The organism is Acrocarpospora sp. B8E8, from assembly GCF_039871605.1.
Lineage (GTDB): Bacteria > Actinomycetota > Actinomycetes > Streptosporangiales > Streptosporangiaceae > Acrocarpospora > Acrocarpospora macrocephala.
Genome location: NZ_JBDPLV010000064.1, coordinates 13,866 through 29,468, shown reverse-complemented (window position 1 = coordinate 29,468; position 15,603 = coordinate 13,866). Strand labels below are relative to the sequence as shown.

At 68.9% G+C, this 15,603-nt stretch carries 14 protein-coding genes; 1 reads left to right on the top strand and 13 read right to left on the bottom strand.

Features of this window, described 5'->3' with window-relative positions:
• Positions 1-24: 24 nt before the first annotated feature.
• The 12 genes from ABGB08_RS41935 to ABGB08_RS41880 all read right to left on the bottom strand — a co-directional run bounded on the left by ABGB08_RS41935 (position 25) and on the right by ABGB08_RS41880 (position 13,661).
• Positions 25-1,548 carry an AMP-binding protein gene (locus ABGB08_RS41935; protein ID WP_347602309.1) on the bottom strand — a complete coding sequence of 508 codons (1,524 nt, stop codon included), beginning with the start codon at positions 1,546-1,548 and terminating at the stop codon, positions 25-27.
• 36 nt (positions 1,549-1,584) lie between these two features.
• Positions 1,585-3,552, bottom strand: coding sequence for an acetoacetate--CoA ligase (locus ABGB08_RS41930; protein WP_347602307.1), 1,968 nt, complete (start codon positions 3,550-3,552; stop codon positions 1,585-1,587).
• Between the two features lie 72 nt (positions 3,553-3,624).
• Positions 3,625-4,251 (bottom strand): PaaI family thioesterase, encoded by a 627-nt coding sequence (locus tag ABGB08_RS41925; protein WP_347602305.1) that lies wholly within the window; start codon positions 4,249-4,251, stop codon positions 3,625-3,627.
• On the bottom strand, positions 4,248-5,426 hold the full coding sequence (locus tag ABGB08_RS41920) for a cytochrome P450 (RefSeq protein WP_347602303.1): 1,179 nt from the start codon (positions 5,424-5,426) through the stop codon (positions 4,248-4,250). The genes ABGB08_RS41925 and ABGB08_RS41920 overlap by 4 nt, the downstream gene beginning before the upstream one ends.
• Positions 5,423-6,586, bottom strand: a complete 1,164-nt coding sequence (locus ABGB08_RS41915) for a CaiB/BaiF CoA-transferase family protein (protein ID WP_347602302.1) — start codon at positions 6,584-6,586, stop codon at positions 5,423-5,425. The genes ABGB08_RS41920 and ABGB08_RS41915 overlap by 4 nt, the downstream gene beginning before the upstream one ends.
• Positions 6,583-8,196 carry an AMP-binding protein gene (locus tag ABGB08_RS41910; RefSeq protein WP_347602300.1) on the bottom strand — a complete coding sequence of 538 codons (1,614 nt, stop codon included), beginning with the start codon at positions 8,194-8,196 and terminating at the stop codon, positions 6,583-6,585. The genes ABGB08_RS41915 and ABGB08_RS41910 overlap by 4 nt, the downstream gene beginning before the upstream one ends.
• A 12-nt stretch (positions 8,197-8,208) precedes the next feature.
• Complete coding sequence (locus ABGB08_RS41905) at positions 8,209-9,006, bottom strand: ABC transporter ATP-binding protein (RefSeq protein WP_347602298.1); 798 nt, start codon at positions 9,004-9,006, stop codon at positions 8,209-8,211.
• Complete coding sequence (locus ABGB08_RS41900) at positions 9,003-9,764, bottom strand: ABC transporter ATP-binding protein (protein ID WP_347602296.1); 762 nt, start codon at positions 9,762-9,764, stop codon at positions 9,003-9,005. The genes ABGB08_RS41905 and ABGB08_RS41900 overlap by 4 nt, the downstream gene beginning before the upstream one ends.
• Positions 9,765-9,768: 4 nt before the next feature.
• Positions 9,769-10,806 (bottom strand): branched-chain amino acid ABC transporter permease, encoded by a 1,038-nt coding sequence (locus tag ABGB08_RS41895; RefSeq protein ID WP_347602294.1) that lies wholly within the window; start codon positions 10,804-10,806, stop codon positions 9,769-9,771.
• Positions 10,803-11,669 (bottom strand): branched-chain amino acid ABC transporter permease, encoded by an 867-nt coding sequence (locus tag ABGB08_RS41890; RefSeq protein ID WP_155356552.1) that lies wholly within the window; start codon positions 11,667-11,669, stop codon positions 10,803-10,805. Before ABGB08_RS41890 ends, ABGB08_RS41895 begins: the two co-directional genes overlap by 4 nt.
• A gap of 25 nt (positions 11,670-11,694) precedes the next feature.
• Positions 11,695-12,867: an ABC transporter substrate-binding protein gene (locus ABGB08_RS41885; protein ID WP_347602292.1), complete on the bottom strand. Its 1,173-nt coding sequence runs from the start codon at positions 12,865-12,867 to the stop codon at positions 11,695-11,697.
• Between the two features lie 320 nt (positions 12,868-13,187).
• Positions 13,188-13,661, bottom strand: coding sequence for a nitroreductase family deazaflavin-dependent oxidoreductase (locus ABGB08_RS41880; protein WP_347602399.1), 474 nt, complete (start codon positions 13,659-13,661; stop codon positions 13,188-13,190).
• A 157-nt stretch (positions 13,662-13,818) separates the two neighbouring features.
• Here ABGB08_RS41880 and ABGB08_RS41875 point away from each other — a divergent pair, with 157 nt between their 5' ends.
• On the top strand, positions 13,819-14,802 hold the full coding sequence (locus tag ABGB08_RS41875) for an aldo/keto reductase (RefSeq protein WP_347602290.1): 984 nt from the start codon (positions 13,819-13,821) through the stop codon (positions 14,800-14,802).
• A 200-nt stretch (positions 14,803-15,002) separates the two neighbouring features.
• Here the strand turns inward: ABGB08_RS41875 and ABGB08_RS41870 are convergent, their stop codons facing one another.
• Positions 15,003-15,602 carry a hypothetical protein gene (locus ABGB08_RS41870; RefSeq protein ID WP_347602288.1) on the bottom strand — a complete coding sequence of 200 codons (600 nt, stop codon included), beginning with the start codon at positions 15,600-15,602 and terminating at the stop codon, positions 15,003-15,005.
• Position 15,603: the final 1 nt, after the last annotated feature.

Here is a 15,603-nt window from a genome sequence, read left to right as displayed (position 1 = left end):
ATTCACAGTACAATACTTGCACTGTCAGTGCAAATCATCGCGTGCTCGCCCTCGGAGGAGGTGCTTCTGCAGCTTTCCGGTCGAGGTCTTGGGAATCTCGCCGAAGACGAAGGCCTTCGGAACCTTGAACCCGGCCAGGTGCGCACGCACGAAGGCCGCCAGCTCTTCGGCTGACACCGCGGATTCCGGACGGACGCTCACGTAGGCGACCGGCACCTCGCCCCAGCGCTCGTCCGGCACCCCCACGACCGCGCTTTCGAGCACCGCCGGATGACCGTCGAGGACACGCTCGACCTCGACGGAGGCGATGTTCTCGCCGCCCGATATGATCACGTCCTTGCGGCGGTCGGTGATCTCGATGTACCCGTCGGGATGGCGCACCGCGAGGTCTCCGGTCCGGAACCAGCCGTCCGGGACCGCCGCGGCGGTCGCCTCCGCATCCCGGTAGTAGCCGAGCATGACGTTGTTGCCGCGCACGGCGATCTCGCCCGAGGTCCGGGCGTCGGCCGGCACGTCCCGGCCCTCGGCGTCGACCACACGGACCGGCGTGGCGATCACGTTGCCCACGCCCTGCCGCGCCTTCAGCCTGGCCACCGTCTCCGGCGAGCCCGTGTCCCACCGGCTCTGCCAGTCGTTCACCACGATGGGCCCGAAGGTCTCGGTGAGACCGTAGAGATGCTGCACCGACATGTTCAGCGCCTCGAACCGCCGCAGGAGCGCCGGAGAGGGCGGAGCGCCACCGGTGCCGACGCGGACCGTCGCCGCGAGCCGCGGCCCGGCCGCTCCGTCGGCGTCGGCGATGAGCCGCAGCACCGCGGGCGCCCCGCTCAGGTGGGTGATGCCGTCGCCACGCAGCCGGCGCCAGATCACCGAAGGATCCACGGCGCGCAGGCAGACGTGGGTGCCGCCCGCCGCCGTGACCGCCCAGGTGAAGCACCACCCGTTGCAGTGGAACATCGGCAGCGTCCACAGGTACCGGCTGTCCGGGGTGAGCCCCGCGTGGAATGCCATCGCCAGCGCCTGCAGGTACGCGCCGCGGTGGTGGTACATCACGCCCTTGGGCCGTCCGGTCGTGCCGCTGGTGTAGTTGATGGCGAGCAGGGCCCGCTCGTCGTCGGCGGGCACCGTCACCGGCGCGGCGCTGGCCAGGGCGGATTCGTACTCGTCCGGCGTCTCGCCGGCGACGAGCAGCCGGGTGCCGGTCCGTTCGCACACCTCCCGCGCGACGGCGGCCAGGTCGTCCGTGGCGACCAGCAGGCACGCGCCGGAATGCTCGGCGATGTACGCCAGCTCGTCCACGGCGAGCCGGATGTTCAGCGGCACGAGCACGGCGCCGCGCATCGGGACGGCGTTGTGCAGTTCGAGCATCACGTGGCTGTTGGTGCACAGCGCGGCCACGCGATCGCCTGGCTGCACGCCGTACGCCGCGAGCACGCCGGTCAGCGCGAGGCTGCGCGCCCCGAACTGCTCGTAGGTGAAGGTGCGGTCGCCGTCGACGATCGCGATGTTCTCGCCGTACACGTGCATCGAGCGGCGGATGAAAGCCACGGGCGTCAAGGGCTCGAACCCGAGTTGGTCCACCGGTCAGGACATCTTCGCGGTGGCCCGCCGCCTGGCGAGTTCCACAAACGGACTGAGCGCCTCGGGGTTGGCCAGCGTGCCACGGCTGGTCACGGTGTCCGGATCGGCGCCCTCCAGGATCCGGCGGATGGGGACCTCCAGGCGCTTGCCCGTGAGGGTCTTCGGCAGGTCCGCGACGGCCTGGATGACGTCGGGCACGTGCCGCGGCGACAGTCGCCTGGCCAGCTCGGCCTTGATCCGGTCCGCCAGGGACTCGTCGAGCCGGGCTCCGTCCGCGAGGACGAGGAAGAGCATGAGCTCGCCGTCCTTGCTGGAGCGCGTCTGGACGTGCACCACGACGCTCTCATGGATCTCCGGCATCTGCTCTAGCGCGGCGTAGTACTCGGCGGGGCCGAGCCGTACCCCGGCTCTGTTCAGGGTGGCGTCGGATCGGCCGATCACCGCGCATGAGCCGTCCTCGTAGAAGATCGCCCAATCCTGCTGGTCCCAGACGTCCGGGAAGTTGTGGTAGTAGGTTTCCCGCAGCCGGGTCGCCCCGTCGTCCCCCCACAGCGCCTTGGGCATCGACGGCAGCGGTGTCGTCACGACGAGCTCGCCGGGCACCCCGATGACAGGTTTGCCCGCCTCATCCCACGCCTCTACCCGGACGCCGAGGTACACGCAGGCCTGACGCCCGGACCGGACCGGAACCAGCGGGGAGCCCCCGATGAACGTCCCTGCGACGTCGGTGCCTCCGCTGGAGCAGCCCACCAGGATGTCGTCGCGGACCTCGCGGTAGAACCATTCCCAGCCCTCGGGCGGGAACGGCGATCCACCGACCAGCACGACCCGCATCGGCGCGAGGTCGAAGTCCTTGCCCGGCGCCATTCCCGCTTCCTTGCAGGCCAGTACGAACGCCGTCGATGCGCCGAAGTGGGTGATGCCGAGGTCACCGATCATCCGCCACTGCTTGTCGAGCCCGCCATGGGTTGGGCTCCCGTCCATCACGACGATGGAAGCGCCGGCCGTCAGCGCGGAGATGCTGATGTTCCATACCACCCAACCCGTGGTGGAGAACCAGAAGAATCGGTCCCCGGGGCCGACGTCGGCGTGCAGGCCCAGCCACTTGTGGTGCTCCAGCAACGGACCGCCGTGCGAATGGGGGACCGCCTTGGGCAGGCCCGTCGTGCCGGAGGTGAACAGCACGTACAGCGGGTGGTCGAAGGGGACGCTCTCGAACTCGACCTCACCGGGCTCGGCGAAGACGTCGTCCCACGTCCTGATGCCCTCCGGCCGGCGGTCGGGTCTCAGGTACGGCAGCCACACCACGGTCTCCACGCTCGGCAGCGCGGCCAGGATCTCGCGCACCAGGTCGCCGCGGTCGAAGTCCTTCCCGCCGAAGCGGTAGCCGTCGACCGCGATGACGACCTTCGGCGCCACCTGGCTGAGCCGGTCCACGACGCTGTTCACGCCGAACTCCGGCGGGCACACCGACCAGATCGCGCCCAGGCTGGCCACGGCGAGGAAGGCGGCGATCGTCTCCGGGATGTGCGGCAGGTAGCCGGCGACCCGGTCGCCCTTGCCCACCCCCATCTCGACCAGGCCCCGGCGAATGCGCCCGACCATGGCGCGCAGCTCGTCGGCGGTCACGTCGTGGTTGCCGCGCACCTCCGACACGGCGCGGATGACCGTGCCCCCCGGCATGCCGCGGAACACGTGCTCGGCGTAGTTCAGGGTGGCCCCGACGAACCATTCGGCGTCAGGGACCCGGAGGGTCGTGAGCACGGTCTCAGGAGGCGTGTCGAATCGGACCCCGGCGAATTCGGCCAGCTCGGCGTAGAAGGTCCCGACGTTGTCCACCGACCATTGCCAGAAGTCGTCGTAGGTGTCCAGGTCGACGCCGTAGCGCTCTTCTACCCGCTGCATCAGCTGACCCATCCTGGTCCGCTGCTTGGCGTCCGCCGGCGGCGTCCACAGCACATCGCCGTCCATCGGGCATCACTTCCTTCTTTGTACTGTGGGTGCAGCTTTGCATTGTGAATTCAGATGTGTCAACCGTCACAGTTACTGCTGGTCAGCCAGCAGGCGTACGAACAGCCCCTCCGCCTCGGCGAGCAGGTGCCGGTCGGATCTCAGGGCTCCGCTAACGAAGACCTTGCGCCCTTCGACCCTGCTCGTGTGCGCGGTGACGGTCAGCTCGGTCTCGAGGGGAATGACGCGGCGGTAGTCCACGCTGAGCGACGCCGTCCTGGAGCGCGGTTTCCCCGGCGCGTTGGCCACCTGGCCGAGCAGGTCGTCGAACAACAGCGAGATCGCCCCGCCGTGTACCGCGCCGTTGCTCCCCAAGTAGAACCGCCCGAAACAGACCCGGGCCGTGACGGAGTCCCCGTCGAACATGTCGATCTCCACCGGTGGCACGAACGTCTGGCCGCGCCCGACCGCGGCGAACTGGCGGCCGGCCACCTGGTCGGGCTCGCCGACCTGGTACCCCGCCAGCGCGGCGACCAGGTCCTCGATGGTGTCCGCCGAGTGGGCCGCCAGCGCCGGTGGCGGGCGGGACGCGGTGAACTGGTCCTGCAGCCTGCGGACCGCGTCGGCCAGCCGGGTGAAGTCGGGATCCTCCGTGCCGGGTGGCTGGCGCCGGCCGAGCCACAGGTTGTAGTGCTCGCGCACGCCGTCCGCGGCGCTCATCGCACGGCCGCGGACGACGGGATCCTGACCAGGAGCGACTCAGGACCGCGGGTGTTGCCGCCGCTCCAGGACACCTCGGGTGACGCCAGATCGAACTCCGGGATCCGGGTGAGCCACTCCTCGAGTGCGACGCGCAGTTCCATCTGGGCGAGCTGGGCGCCCAGGCAGCGGTGGATGCCCAGCCCGAACGCGAGGTGACGCGGGCGTTCTGCCGTGATGTGCACCTCGCTCGACGCCGGGTGGACCTCAGGGTCCAGGTTGGCCGCGGCCCACGGCAGCACCACCCGGTCGCCGGTGCGGAGGGTGCGGCCGCCGAGCGTGGCGTCCCTGGTGACCACCCTGCCGATGGTGACGGGGGCGTACACGCGCAGGAACTCCTCGACGGCGTTGGGGATGAGCTCGGGCTTGTGCGCAAGGAGGCGTCGATGCTCCGCGTGGGTGGCCAGGTGCCACAACGCCGAGCCCAGGGCGCTCCATGTGGTGTCGATCCCGGCGATGAGCATGAGGAAGCACATGCCGACGATCCGCTCGTCGCTCAGCGGTTCGCCCTCGGCCCGCTTGCGGAGCAGGTGGCCCATGACTCCACCCGGAGCCGAAGATCGCAGCCGGTCCCTGAAGTAGCCCTGGATGGCTCGGACGGCCTCTGCCCTGATCGCGTAATCCTGCGCGCCGTCCTTGAGCATCCGGAGCGTCCATTGCCGGAACAACGCCTCGTCGGCCGCGGGCAGGTCGAGCATCTTCGTGGTCACCACGACGGGGATCACGCGGGCGTACTCCTCGACCACGTCGATCGTGCCGGAAGTCACGATCGACGCCACCAGCTCGCGCGCCGTGCGCCGGGTCAGCGGTTCGAGCCCGGCGACCGCCTCCTTGCTGAACAGCGGCATCAGCAGTTTGCGGTCGCGTGCGTGGTCCGGCGGGTCGGAGCTGACCGGTGGGATCTTCAGTTCCCGCCCGGGCGCCGGCACCGGCCCCGTGACCTCGCCCGCTCGGGACGAGAACGTCTCGGGGTCGAGGGCGACGGCGCAGATGTCCCCGTGCCGCGAGAGCATCCACGCGCCGCCGCGACTGTCGGTGTGGGCCACCGGGCAGCGGTCCCGCATCGGCCGCCAGACCGACTCAGGATCGGCGAGGTAGCCGGGGTCGTAGAGGTCGAAGCCGTCGAAAGCGCTCATTGGTGTCTTCCTCTCCCGATGACCTTGTCTGCCTGAAGATCCGCGACGTCGGCGGCGGAGAACCCCCAGTCGGCCAGCGCCTCGGCAGTGTGCTCGCCGGGGCGGGCGGGCGGCCGGGTCAACCGGGCGGGGGTACGGCTGAACCGGGGCGCGGGGGCAGGCTGCAGAACACCGTCCGCGCGGACGAAGGTGCCCCGGGCACTGAGGTGCTCGTCCGCCTCCACCTCCTCAGGGCCCAGGACGGGGGCCACGCACGCGTCCAGACCGGCGGCCAGCGAGCACCACTCCGCGCGCGTGCGGCTCCTGACAGTGGCGGCGAAGGTTTCCTTCAGCACCGGCCAGGTCGCCGGATCACCCCGGTCGGGCAGGTCCGCGGCGTCGAGTTTGAACAGCTTCAGCAGGGCGGCGTAGAAGCGCGGCTCGACGGCGGCGACGCTGAGCCAGCGCCCGTCAGCGGTCTCGTAAACCTCGTAGTAGGGCGCGCCGCTGTCGATCATGTTGGTGCCCCGATCGGGCGACCATTCGCCGGTCTGCACCCAGCCGAAGAACTGCGTCGCCAGTACGGCGGCGCCGTCCACCATGGCCGCGTCGACGACCTGACCCCGACCGGACAGTGTCCTTTCGAACAGCGCGGCCAGCAGGCCGAACGCCAGGATGAGGCCGCCTCCGCCGATATCGCCGACCAGGTTCAGCGGTGGTGTCGGCGGCTGCCCGCGCCGGCCGATCATGCTGAGCACCCCGTTGGCGGCGATGTAGTTGAGGTCATGCCCGACCGTATCCGCGCCAGGCCCTTCCTGGCCGTAACCGGTCATCCGGCCGTAGACCAGCCGCGGATTGCGGGCGAGGCACACCTCCGGTCCGATACCCAGACGTTCGGCGACCCTCGGGCGAAAGCCCTCAATCAACACGTCGGCCTGTTCGACGAGGCGCAGCACGACACCGGGGCCACGCGGGTGCTTCAGGTCGACGCCGGCCGAACGCCGGCCGCGGTTCATCAGCTCGTGCGCATGGTCACTGCTCGGCCCGACCGGCCCGCCGCCGTCCAGGCGGTCGACGCGGATCACCTCGGCGCCCATGTCGGCGAGCATCATGGCGCAGAACGGTCCGGGGCCGATCGAACCGATCTCGACGACACGCAACCCTGCCAGGGGCCCGTTCATGCGGTCACCGTTCGGGATTTCCCGCTGAGGCGGATCCCCGCCTGCTCCCGATCCCAGCACCCTGCCGTGCCCGCCGCCCGGATCTTCTCCTTCTGCATCTTGCCGCTGGGCGTGAACGGCAGTTCGCCGACGAACTCCACGTACCGCGGGACGGCGAAGTACGGCATGGTCGCGACGCAGTGCTCGATGAACTCCTCGTAGCCGAGGGTCACCCCGTCCCTCAGCACGACGCTGGCCTTGACCTCCTGCTCGGCCATCTCGCTCTGTACGCCCACGACACCGACCTGCAACACCGCCGGGTGGCGGATGATCGCGGTCTCCACTTCGTACGACGAGATGTTCTCGCCACGCCGCCGCAGGTAGTCGTCCTTGCGGTCCTCGAAGTAGAAGTAGTCGTCCTCGTGGATGCGGCCCAGGTCACCGGTGTGGAACCACAGGTTTCTGAACTTGTGGGCCGTCGCCTCGGGTTCGCCGTAGTAGCCCTCGAAGATCGAGTGGGGCTGCATCGGCCGGACGACCACCTCGCCGATCTCGCCGCGCGGCAGCTCGAAGTCGTTGTCGTCGAAGATGCGCACGTCGAAGTACTCCCGCACGATCTTTCCCGACGATCCCGGCCGCAACGGGATGTCCGGGCCCGTGCGCGAGAGCGGGGCCGCCTCGCTCAGGCCGTACACGCTCTCGAACTTGCACTTCCAGCGTGCTTCCATCGCCGGTTGCAGCGAAGGCGGCGGCGCGGGCACGCCCACGACGGTGTCGATGCCCTCGTCGTCGGACGGCTCCCGGGTCCACAGCAGCATCGCCACGGAGCCGAGCATGAGGGTCGCGTTGCAGTTCTCCTCCCTGATCCGCCGCCAGAATCCGGAAACGCTCAGGCGCTCGTCCTGGACGCAGCGCACGCCGCGTCGCATCGCGCCCAGCACGGCGATGCCCTTCGCCGCGAGGTGAAACAGCGGCCCACACGAGTAGAAGGCGTCCTCGGGACCTCGGTACCAGATCTGCGCTTCGATCTCCGCGAAGTTGCACAGGTAGTTCTGGGTCATCGTGGCGCCCTTGGAAGGGCCGGTCGTGCCGGACGTGAACGTGATCGTCGACGGGTCGGTCCACCGGGGATCCACCAGAGACAGCGGCCCGTCGTCGCAGTCCCGGAGCTCGGCGATGGTGCTCACCGTCACGCCGGGGACGCCGGGCTTCTGGTGACCCCGCACCACGAGGTGGCGGAGCGAGGGCACCTCGCCGAGGATCTCCAGCACGGTCGGCACCAGCGCGTCATCGACCACGATCACCTCGGCGCCGCTCACCCGGAGCTGGTGCGACAGGAACACGCCACGGTACGCGGTGTTGATCATGACCTCGATAGCCCGCAGCCGGGCCGTCGCGAACTGGATGACCACCTGGTCGGCGCAGTTCTCCGCCAGCACGGCGACCACGGAGCCGCGTCCGACCCCGAGCTGCTGAAGGCCGCGTGCCATGGCGTCGGATCGGCGCACGAGGTCGGCGTAGGTGAGATCCTCGCCGACGATCGTCAAGGCCACCTTCTCGGGCGCCGCCTCCGCCTGCTTGCGCAGCATGCCGGTCAGGGTGCGGTCGAGGAATACGGAGGAGTCGGACATGGAACCTCGATTTCAGGATTCGGAAGGCGCCAGATCTCTCGGGGTGTCATCGACACCGAGGTAGGCGGCCAGGACACGGGCGTCGGCCGCGACCGCCTCCGGGGTGTCGACCATGATGCACTCGCCCCAGTCGAGGACGGCGACGCGATCGCTGACCTCCATCACCAGGCCCACGTCGTGCTCGATGAGCACGACCGAGCAGGAGCCCTCCTGGCGCAGGTGCTTGATGATCCGTACGAGGGCGGCGCGGTCCTCGTCGCTGGTCCCGGCGGCCGGTTCGTCGAGCAGCAGCGTGGTCGGGCGCAAGGCCAGCGCCCGGGCCATCTCGACCCTCTTCTGCAGGCCATAGGGCAGTGAGTGGGCCTGCTCAGCCGCGACCTGCCCGAGATTCAGCAGTTCGAGCAGCGGCTCCACCTCGCCACGCAGCCGGCGTTCGGCCCGCCGTGCCGGTCCGATCCCCAGGGCGGCCTTGCCCATCCCGTAACCGAGCCGAGGATGGCAGCCGAGCAGCACGTTCTCGCGTACGGTCAGGTCGCCGCAGAGCTGGTTGTGCTGGAATGTCCTGGCGATCCCGGTGGCCACGATCGACTCCGGTGACCGGCCGGTCAGCGGCGTTCCCCGGTAGGAGACCGTACCCGAGCTGGGCGGGTAGATGCCGGTGACCGCGTTGATCAGGCTGGTCTTGCCGGCGCCGTTGGGGCCGATGATGCCGAGCACCTCGTCCGGATGATGCCGGATGGAGACCTCGCGCAGCGCGACCACTCCGCCGAAGCGCAGACCGAGCCGGTCGATCACGAGTTCGCCTGTCACAGCAGCTCCTCCGCTCGGCTCAGGTCCGCGACCCCGAGGTAGCGGGCCGTCGTGTCGCCGGCCTGCCGCAGTTCGTCGCTGGTCCCCTGGGCGACGACCGTGCCCTGGTCGAGCACGTACGCGCGGTCCACGAACCGCAGGGACATCACGACCGCCTGCTCGATCAGGAGCACGGCGGTTCCCTCGTTCGCCGCCCGCGCCGCCAACCCGTCGAGGATCTCCGTGACGATTCGCGGCGCGAGTCCGAGGGACAACTCGTCGGCGACGATCAGGCGGGGTCTGACCAGGAGAGCGCGGGCGACGGCCAGCATCTGCTGCTCGCCGCCGGACAGCAGTCCCGCCATGGCGCGGCGACGCTCTCCGAGCACCGGGTACATCGCGTAGGCCTCGGTGACGGCCGGGCGACGCCGACGGGGTAGCGCCGCGAGCACGAGCCGCAGGTTGTCCTCGACCGTCATATTGCTGATCACGCCACGGCCCTCGGGGATGGTGACCACCCCCGCGTGGAGCACCCGCCACGCCGGCCACCGCGTCGTGTCCTTGCCAGCGAGCAAGATCCTGCCCTGGCGCACGGTGGCTCTGAAGACAGCGGACAGGCCCGTCACGGCCCGGGCCACCGTGGTCTTGCCCGCGCCGTTGGCTCCGACGATTCCCACTCGCTCCCCCGCGCCCACCTCGATGGACACGCCCCGCAGGGCGTGTGCTCCGCTGGCGTAGGCGACGTCGAGGTCGCGAACTGAGAGGAACTGCTGCTCCACCGCGTCACCCCCCATTCCGTACGCGGGCGAGCCGACGCGCCGCCGATCGGACGAAACCGATCAGCCCATCGGGTTTGAGGAGGACGAAGGCGATGATGATGAGCCCGTAGATGACCGTCTGCAGCTCGTGCGGATGGGCGAGAACGCCCCCGCCGCCGTACGCCTCCGAGAGATGGTTCACGACCACCGGCACGAGCGTGACGAAACACGCGCCGAGGAGCGAGCCGCCGAGGCTGCCAAGCCCACCCACGAGGATCATCGCGACGTACGTGATCGCCAGGTTGAGCGTGTAGAACTCCACGCTGGCGGAGCCGAGGTAGTACGCCTGCAGAACTCCCGCGGCCGCGATCATGGCCGAGGACAGCGACCACACCCACAACTTCGTGCGTGCCACCGAGATCCCGCAGGCCGCGGCGGCCACGTCCCGGGCCTTCACCGCCTCGATCGCCCGGCCGTGACCGCTCCGCATGATATTGGTGATGATCAATCCGATCAGCGCCGCGAACGCCGCGATGACGAAGTACATCGACCGATCACCGCTGAGGTCCACGCCGGCGACGCGCAGCGGCGGAAAGATCGCTCCGGCGGCGCCGAACTGGCTCGTCTGGAACTTCAGGGCCGCGAACACCAGGATGTAATGCGCGGCCAGGGTCGACATGAGGAGATAGGCGCCGCGCAGGCGCAGCGACGGAAGTCCGACGATGAATCCGACCAGAGCGCCGGCCGCCGCCGCCACCAGCATGGCGATCGGGAGCTCCATGTCGAACGTGAAGGTGACGAACGCGCCGGTGTACGCGCCGACGACCAGGAACGCCGCGTTACCCAGCGAGAACTGGCCCGCGTTGCCGGTGAGCAGATTGAGCGGCGCCGCGATCGCGAACGCGAGCACGGCGTTCGTCGCGACCGTCGTCCAGTACGGCGAGACCACCAGCGGCAGGGCGACGACGATCGCGACGGCCAGCACCGCAAGGCCCGTCCGCCGCACAACCGCCCGCGGCTGCGCCGGGTCCGCCAGACGGGACGGAGCGATGGACTGCGTCATGGCCGGACCACCTCCGGGGTGCCGAACAGTCCCTGTGGCCGGACCATCAGGAACACCATGAGCACGACCATGGTCGAGGGCAGCCGGAAGTCATCCCCGAGGTACGTCCCGGCCAGCATCTCGGTGACGCCCACCAGGATGCCGCCCAGGAACGCCCCGCCCAGGCTGTCGACGCCGCCCACGATCATGGCGGCGAAGGCGCGCAGGGCGAATGTCGCGATGGAGATGTCCGCGACGGTCAGCGATGCGAGCAGCGCACCGGCCAGCGCGGCCAGGCCGCCGGCGACCGCCCACGCGTAGGTGAAGATCCGCCCGGGGTTCGCGCCGAACATCGACGCCACCTCCGGGCGAACGGCCGCGGCCCGAAGCTGGAGGCCGACTGAGGTCCGGTTGAACGCGATCGCCAGCAGCACGGTCGCCGCGGCCGACAACCCGAGGGCGACCGCCAGCGTGCTGGACATCGACGTCCCGAAGGGGAGATCGAACGTCGGGACTCCGATCGGATCCGGCAGGAAGCGTGGCTGGCGTCCGAAGAGGAGGCCGCTGGTGCCTTCGATGACGCTGGCCAGACCGATGGTCACCATGACACCGGGGAACAGCCCGCGTCCCAGGAGCGGACGCATCACCGTGAGGTTGGCCACCGCCCCCACCCCCGCGACCGCCACGACGGCGATTCCGGCGGCCACCCAGAACCCTTGGGCGCCGAGACCGGCCGCGACGACGCCACCCACGGCCATCAAGGCACCACCCGAGAAGTTCAGGATTCCGGTGCTCTTGAAGATCACGACTAGGCCCAGCGCCACGAGTCCGTACAGCGAGCCGAAACCGGAACCGCTCCAGACGGCGTTGAGGAAGTCAGTCATCGTTCTGCTCCAGGCGCGGAGACGCTCAAGGGTTCGTCACTTCGACGATTCGCTGCGTGCCCGGGTCGAAGGTGAACGCCTTCACCGCCGACGCGTCAGCCAGTCCGTTCTTTTTGCTCCAGTTGACATCGGCGCTGTAGCCGCCGGTCTGGAATCCCTCCGGAGAGCGCAGCGCCTCGATGAAGGCAGCCCGGGTGAGATCCTTCCCGGCACGCTTCAGCGACTCCACCACGACATTGCCGATCACCCAGCCCTCGGCGTAGTTCTTGTCCTGCTGGAACTTGTCCCAGCTGCCCGCCGCCCGCATCGCGGACTCCAGGTCCGCGCGTCCGGGCACGTCGCTGTCCGGCGGGGCGAAGGCGTCGAACGCGTAGGTGCTCGCGGCGAGCGTGCCGGCGCTCTTCCACAGGGTCGGCCCGCTGGCGCCGAAGGTCGAGAAGACCGGGACGTTCAGCCCGCCCGTCTGCATCGACTTCAGCAGGGCGATCGCGCCGCCGCTGCCGGCGTGGAGCGTGACAGCGTCGACCTTGTCCCGCTTGAACTGGGCGACCTGGGCGGCGGCTTCCACCGCCGCCGGTTCGATCTTCTGCTGGCCGGTGACCTCGGCCTGGATCTTCGGTGCTTCCTTCTGGAACAGGTCGAACCACTCGTCGCCGGAGGCGGTGCTGATGCGGGCGACGCCCACCTTGGCGTTGGCGCCGAGCTGCCTGGAGATGAACTTGGTGATCGCCTCCGCGCTGGTCGGCAGGTCCGCCTGGGCGTTGTAGATGTACGGGTTGGCGAGAGTCACTTTGGTGACGCCGGTCGGTCCGATGACCGGCACCTTCTCGGCGGCGATGCGCGTGGTCAGCGCCTCGAACATGGAGGAGACGTTGATGCCCAGCAGGGCCAGCGAGGGCTGCTCGCTGGTGTACTTCTTGAAGAGCGTCACCGCTTGAGCGGTGTCGAAGCGGGTGTCGCCGGCCTTGAGGTCGATCGTGCGGCCGTTGACGCCGCCGCTCGCGTTGGCCCGGTCGATGGCCAGCTTGATCCCCTCGTAGTAGGTCAGCTCGACGGCGGCGTCCGGACCGGACAGATCGCCGATGTAGGCGATGGTCACGGCGGAGTCGGTGACGCCGACGTTGGTCGCCGCACCGGTGCCGGCGTCGTCCTTGGTGGCGGCTTCCTGCGTGCCCGCTGAGCATGCGGTAAGTGCCATGACTGTCAAGACAGCCGCGATCGTCGAAGCCGAGCGCGCGCTGCCGGCCCGCCCATCCTTGATAAGTCCAAACACGCGCCGGCTCCCGTCCTTTGTACTGATTGAACTCAGAGTGCAAAGGTTGCATCCTTGTTTCATGTGTGTCAAGGATCACTTTCCAGGATGTTTCCGGACTGTCCTGGTTGACTGGCGTTTCCGATGGCCAGGTCACGGAGTACGGGACGGCGAGAGCGTGTCCTTTCGGCGAGAACATTGTGCTGGTGGTGCACCCAGTTACGCAGGGTCGGCGATCGGCTCCGGTACGGGGTTACTCCAGGCGGTCATCGCGGGGTGAGTCGGATCACCGGGTACTCGCGGTCGGATTTGCTCTGGTACTTCGCGATGCGGGGCTGGGCGGCGGCGATGCGCTGCCATGCCCGCTCGCGGTCGGCGCCGTCGAGCCGGTGCGGCGTCACCGGCATGGCGTCGCGACCGGGCAGTTCGATCGACGCCCGGTCGGGGTACGCCATCAGATTGGCGTGCCAGTCCGGATGCTGGCTCCCACCGCCCGACCCGACGATCAGCCAGGCGTCCGCGCCGTCGGCGAACCACGCCACCGGCGTTTCCCGCGGCTGCCCGCTGCGGCGGCCCACCGTGTTCAGGATCAGTACGTCCATGCCCATGAACTCGCCACGGCCACGTCGGATTTTTCGGCTTATGCGGCCATTCATCGTCCGCTGCATCCACCGTGAGAACGCCCCGGGCGTACCGGGCTTGCGCTTGCCTGCCTGCTGGTCCTGTGAGTTGATGTCCATGCCGGTCACACTAGGTACGGCCCGGTCAGAGGCGCTTCTCGATTCCTGACCGATCTCTTGGCCCCGCGCGACTCCATGATTCAGAACCCTGATTGGACGCCGCCCAAACCCTGCCCCGATCCTTGGTAGCGGACAGCTCTCACTACGGAGGAAGACGTTGGAACAGCGAACGATTGCCCGACTGAATCAGGACGTGTCCGTGATCGGGCTCGGCACGTGGCAACTCGGTGCCGACTGGGGTGAGGTGGACGAGGACACCGCGCTCGCCGTACTCGACGCGGCCCTCGACAGCGGTGTGACCTTCTTTGACACCGCCGACGTCTACGGCGACGGCCGCAGCGAACAGGTGATCGGCACCTTCCTCAAGTCGCGATCCACCGAGGGCCTCACGGTCGCCACAAAGATGGGCCGCCGGGTGCCGCAACGCCCGGAGGTCTACACGCTGGACAACTTCCGCGCGTGGACCGACCGCTCGCGGGCCAACCTGGGCGTCGACACCCTCGACCTGGTCCAACTGCACTGCCCGCCCACGATCGTGCACTCCACCGACGAAGTCTTCGACGCGCTCGACACCCTCGTCGAGGAGGAACGCATCGCCGCCTACGGAGTCAGCGTGGAGACCCGAGCGGAAGCACTGGCGGCGATCGCCCGGCCAGGCGTGGCCAGCGTGCAGATCATCCTGAACATGCTGAGACTCGGCCCACTGGAGGACGTGCTCCCCGCCGCGCAGAAGGCGGGTGTGGGCATCATCGCGCGAGTCCCCCTCGCGAGCGGCCTGCTGTCCGGCAGGTACGACGAGCACACCGAGTTCCCCGAAAACGACCACCGCAACTACAACAGAAACGGCGAGGCGTTCGACGTCGGCGAGACCTTCTCCGGCGTCGACTTCACCACCGGCCTGGCGGCGGTACGCCAGCTGGCACCGCTGGTCCCCACCGACGCCACCATGGCCCAGTTCGCACTCCGCTGGATCATCGACCAACCCGGAGTAAGCGTGGTCATCCCCGGCGCCCGCAACCCGAAGCAGGCCCAAGACAACGCGGCGGCAGCCACCCTCCCACCACTATCGGACGAAGCACTCAGCGCCGTACACCACATTTACGACGAACTGATCGCCCCCCAACTCGCGAACCGCTGGTAAACCCGGCAAACAGCGGAATGAAATGCCCCTGCCACTTCGGGGTGGGTTACGTGAAGGACCGGCGGCTCGTCACTAGATTCGGGAGCGACTGACCAAGACCGATGGCCGTGACCCCCCGGGTCACGGCCTGACCCATCCCTTCGTTCCTGGGTGGAGCCCCGCCCTCATGGATAGAAGGCCTCTTCTGACGCCGCGACAGCTCAGCCCAAGACCAGTTTGACGAGCTGGCCGACGCCCAGAGCCACGGCCACGGAGACGAAGCCCAGGAGGATCGAGTACAGGCAGCCACGGCCACCTTCTATCCGCTCGGTCGGAGTGAGCCCTTCGCCGGGGCCCTTCCACAGAGGCCTCGGTTCCATGATCAGGAACAGAAGCGCCCCGACTTGTCCGACGGTGAACATCCAGAACCATGCCCATCGATTGGCCAGACGAGGCGTGGAACCCAGCATGGAAACGAAGGCGGCCACCCAGACGGCGGCGACCCACCACAGATTCGAACCGCCGGGAAGCTCGAAAGGCCAGTCAGGAAAGATCGAATTGCTCACAGCGGGCTCTCGCCCACCATGCTGCACCACGGACGGGCGGACGGACGCGCGACGCACGTCGGCCATGAGCCGCTCCGGCGTGTACAGCCCCTCAGAATCGGCGATCCTGCCCTCCACCTCGTGCCACACCAGCGGCGACTCCGACCACACCAGGGACGCCAACTCGTCGGGGCCGAAGATCTGGTAGCTCACCCGGTCGACGTCACCGGCCATCACCGCACTGCGAAACTGCTCGACCGTCCGCGGGGAAGGCATG

What these genes read in the sequence shown, in the direction of transcription:
- ABGB08_RS41930 (WP_347602307.1), bottom strand. Translation starts at nt 3,552, where the DNA reads ATGGACGGCGATGTGCTGTGGACGCCGCCGGCGGACGCCAAGCAGCGG.
- ABGB08_RS41925 (WP_347602305.1), bottom strand. Translation starts at nt 4,251, where the DNA reads ATGAGCGCCGCGGACGGCGTGCGCGAGCACTACAACCTGTGGCTCGGC.
- ABGB08_RS41920 (WP_347602303.1), bottom strand. Translation starts at nt 5,426, where the DNA reads ATGAGCGCTTTCGACGGCTTCGACCTCTACGACCCCGGCTACCTCGCC.
- ABGB08_RS41915 (WP_347602302.1), bottom strand. Translation starts at nt 6,586, where the DNA reads ATGAACGGGCCCCTGGCAGGGTTGCGTGTCGTCGAGATCGGTTCGATC.
- ABGB08_RS41910 (WP_347602300.1), bottom strand. Translation starts at nt 8,196, where the DNA reads ATGTCCGACTCCTCCGTATTCCTCGACCGCACCCTGACCGGCATGCTG.
- ABGB08_RS41895 (WP_347602294.1), bottom strand. Translation starts at nt 10,806, where the DNA reads ATGACGCAGTCCATCGCTCCGTCCCGTCTGGCGGACCCGGCGCAGCCG.
- ABGB08_RS41890 (WP_155356552.1), bottom strand. Translation starts at nt 11,669, where the DNA reads ATGACTGACTTCCTCAACGCCGTCTGGAGCGGTTCCGGTTTCGGCTCG.
- ABGB08_RS41885 (WP_347602292.1), bottom strand. Translation starts at nt 12,867, where the DNA reads ATGGCACTTACCGCATGCTCAGCGGGCACGCAGGAAGCCGCCACCAAG.
- ABGB08_RS41880 (WP_347602399.1), bottom strand. Translation starts at nt 13,661, where the DNA reads ATGGACATCAACTCACAGGACCAGCAGGCAGGCAAGCGCAAGCCCGGT.
- ABGB08_RS41870 (WP_347602288.1), bottom strand. Translation starts at nt 15,602, where the DNA reads ATGCCTTCCCCGCGGACGGTCGAGCAGTTTCGCAGTGCGGTGATGGCC.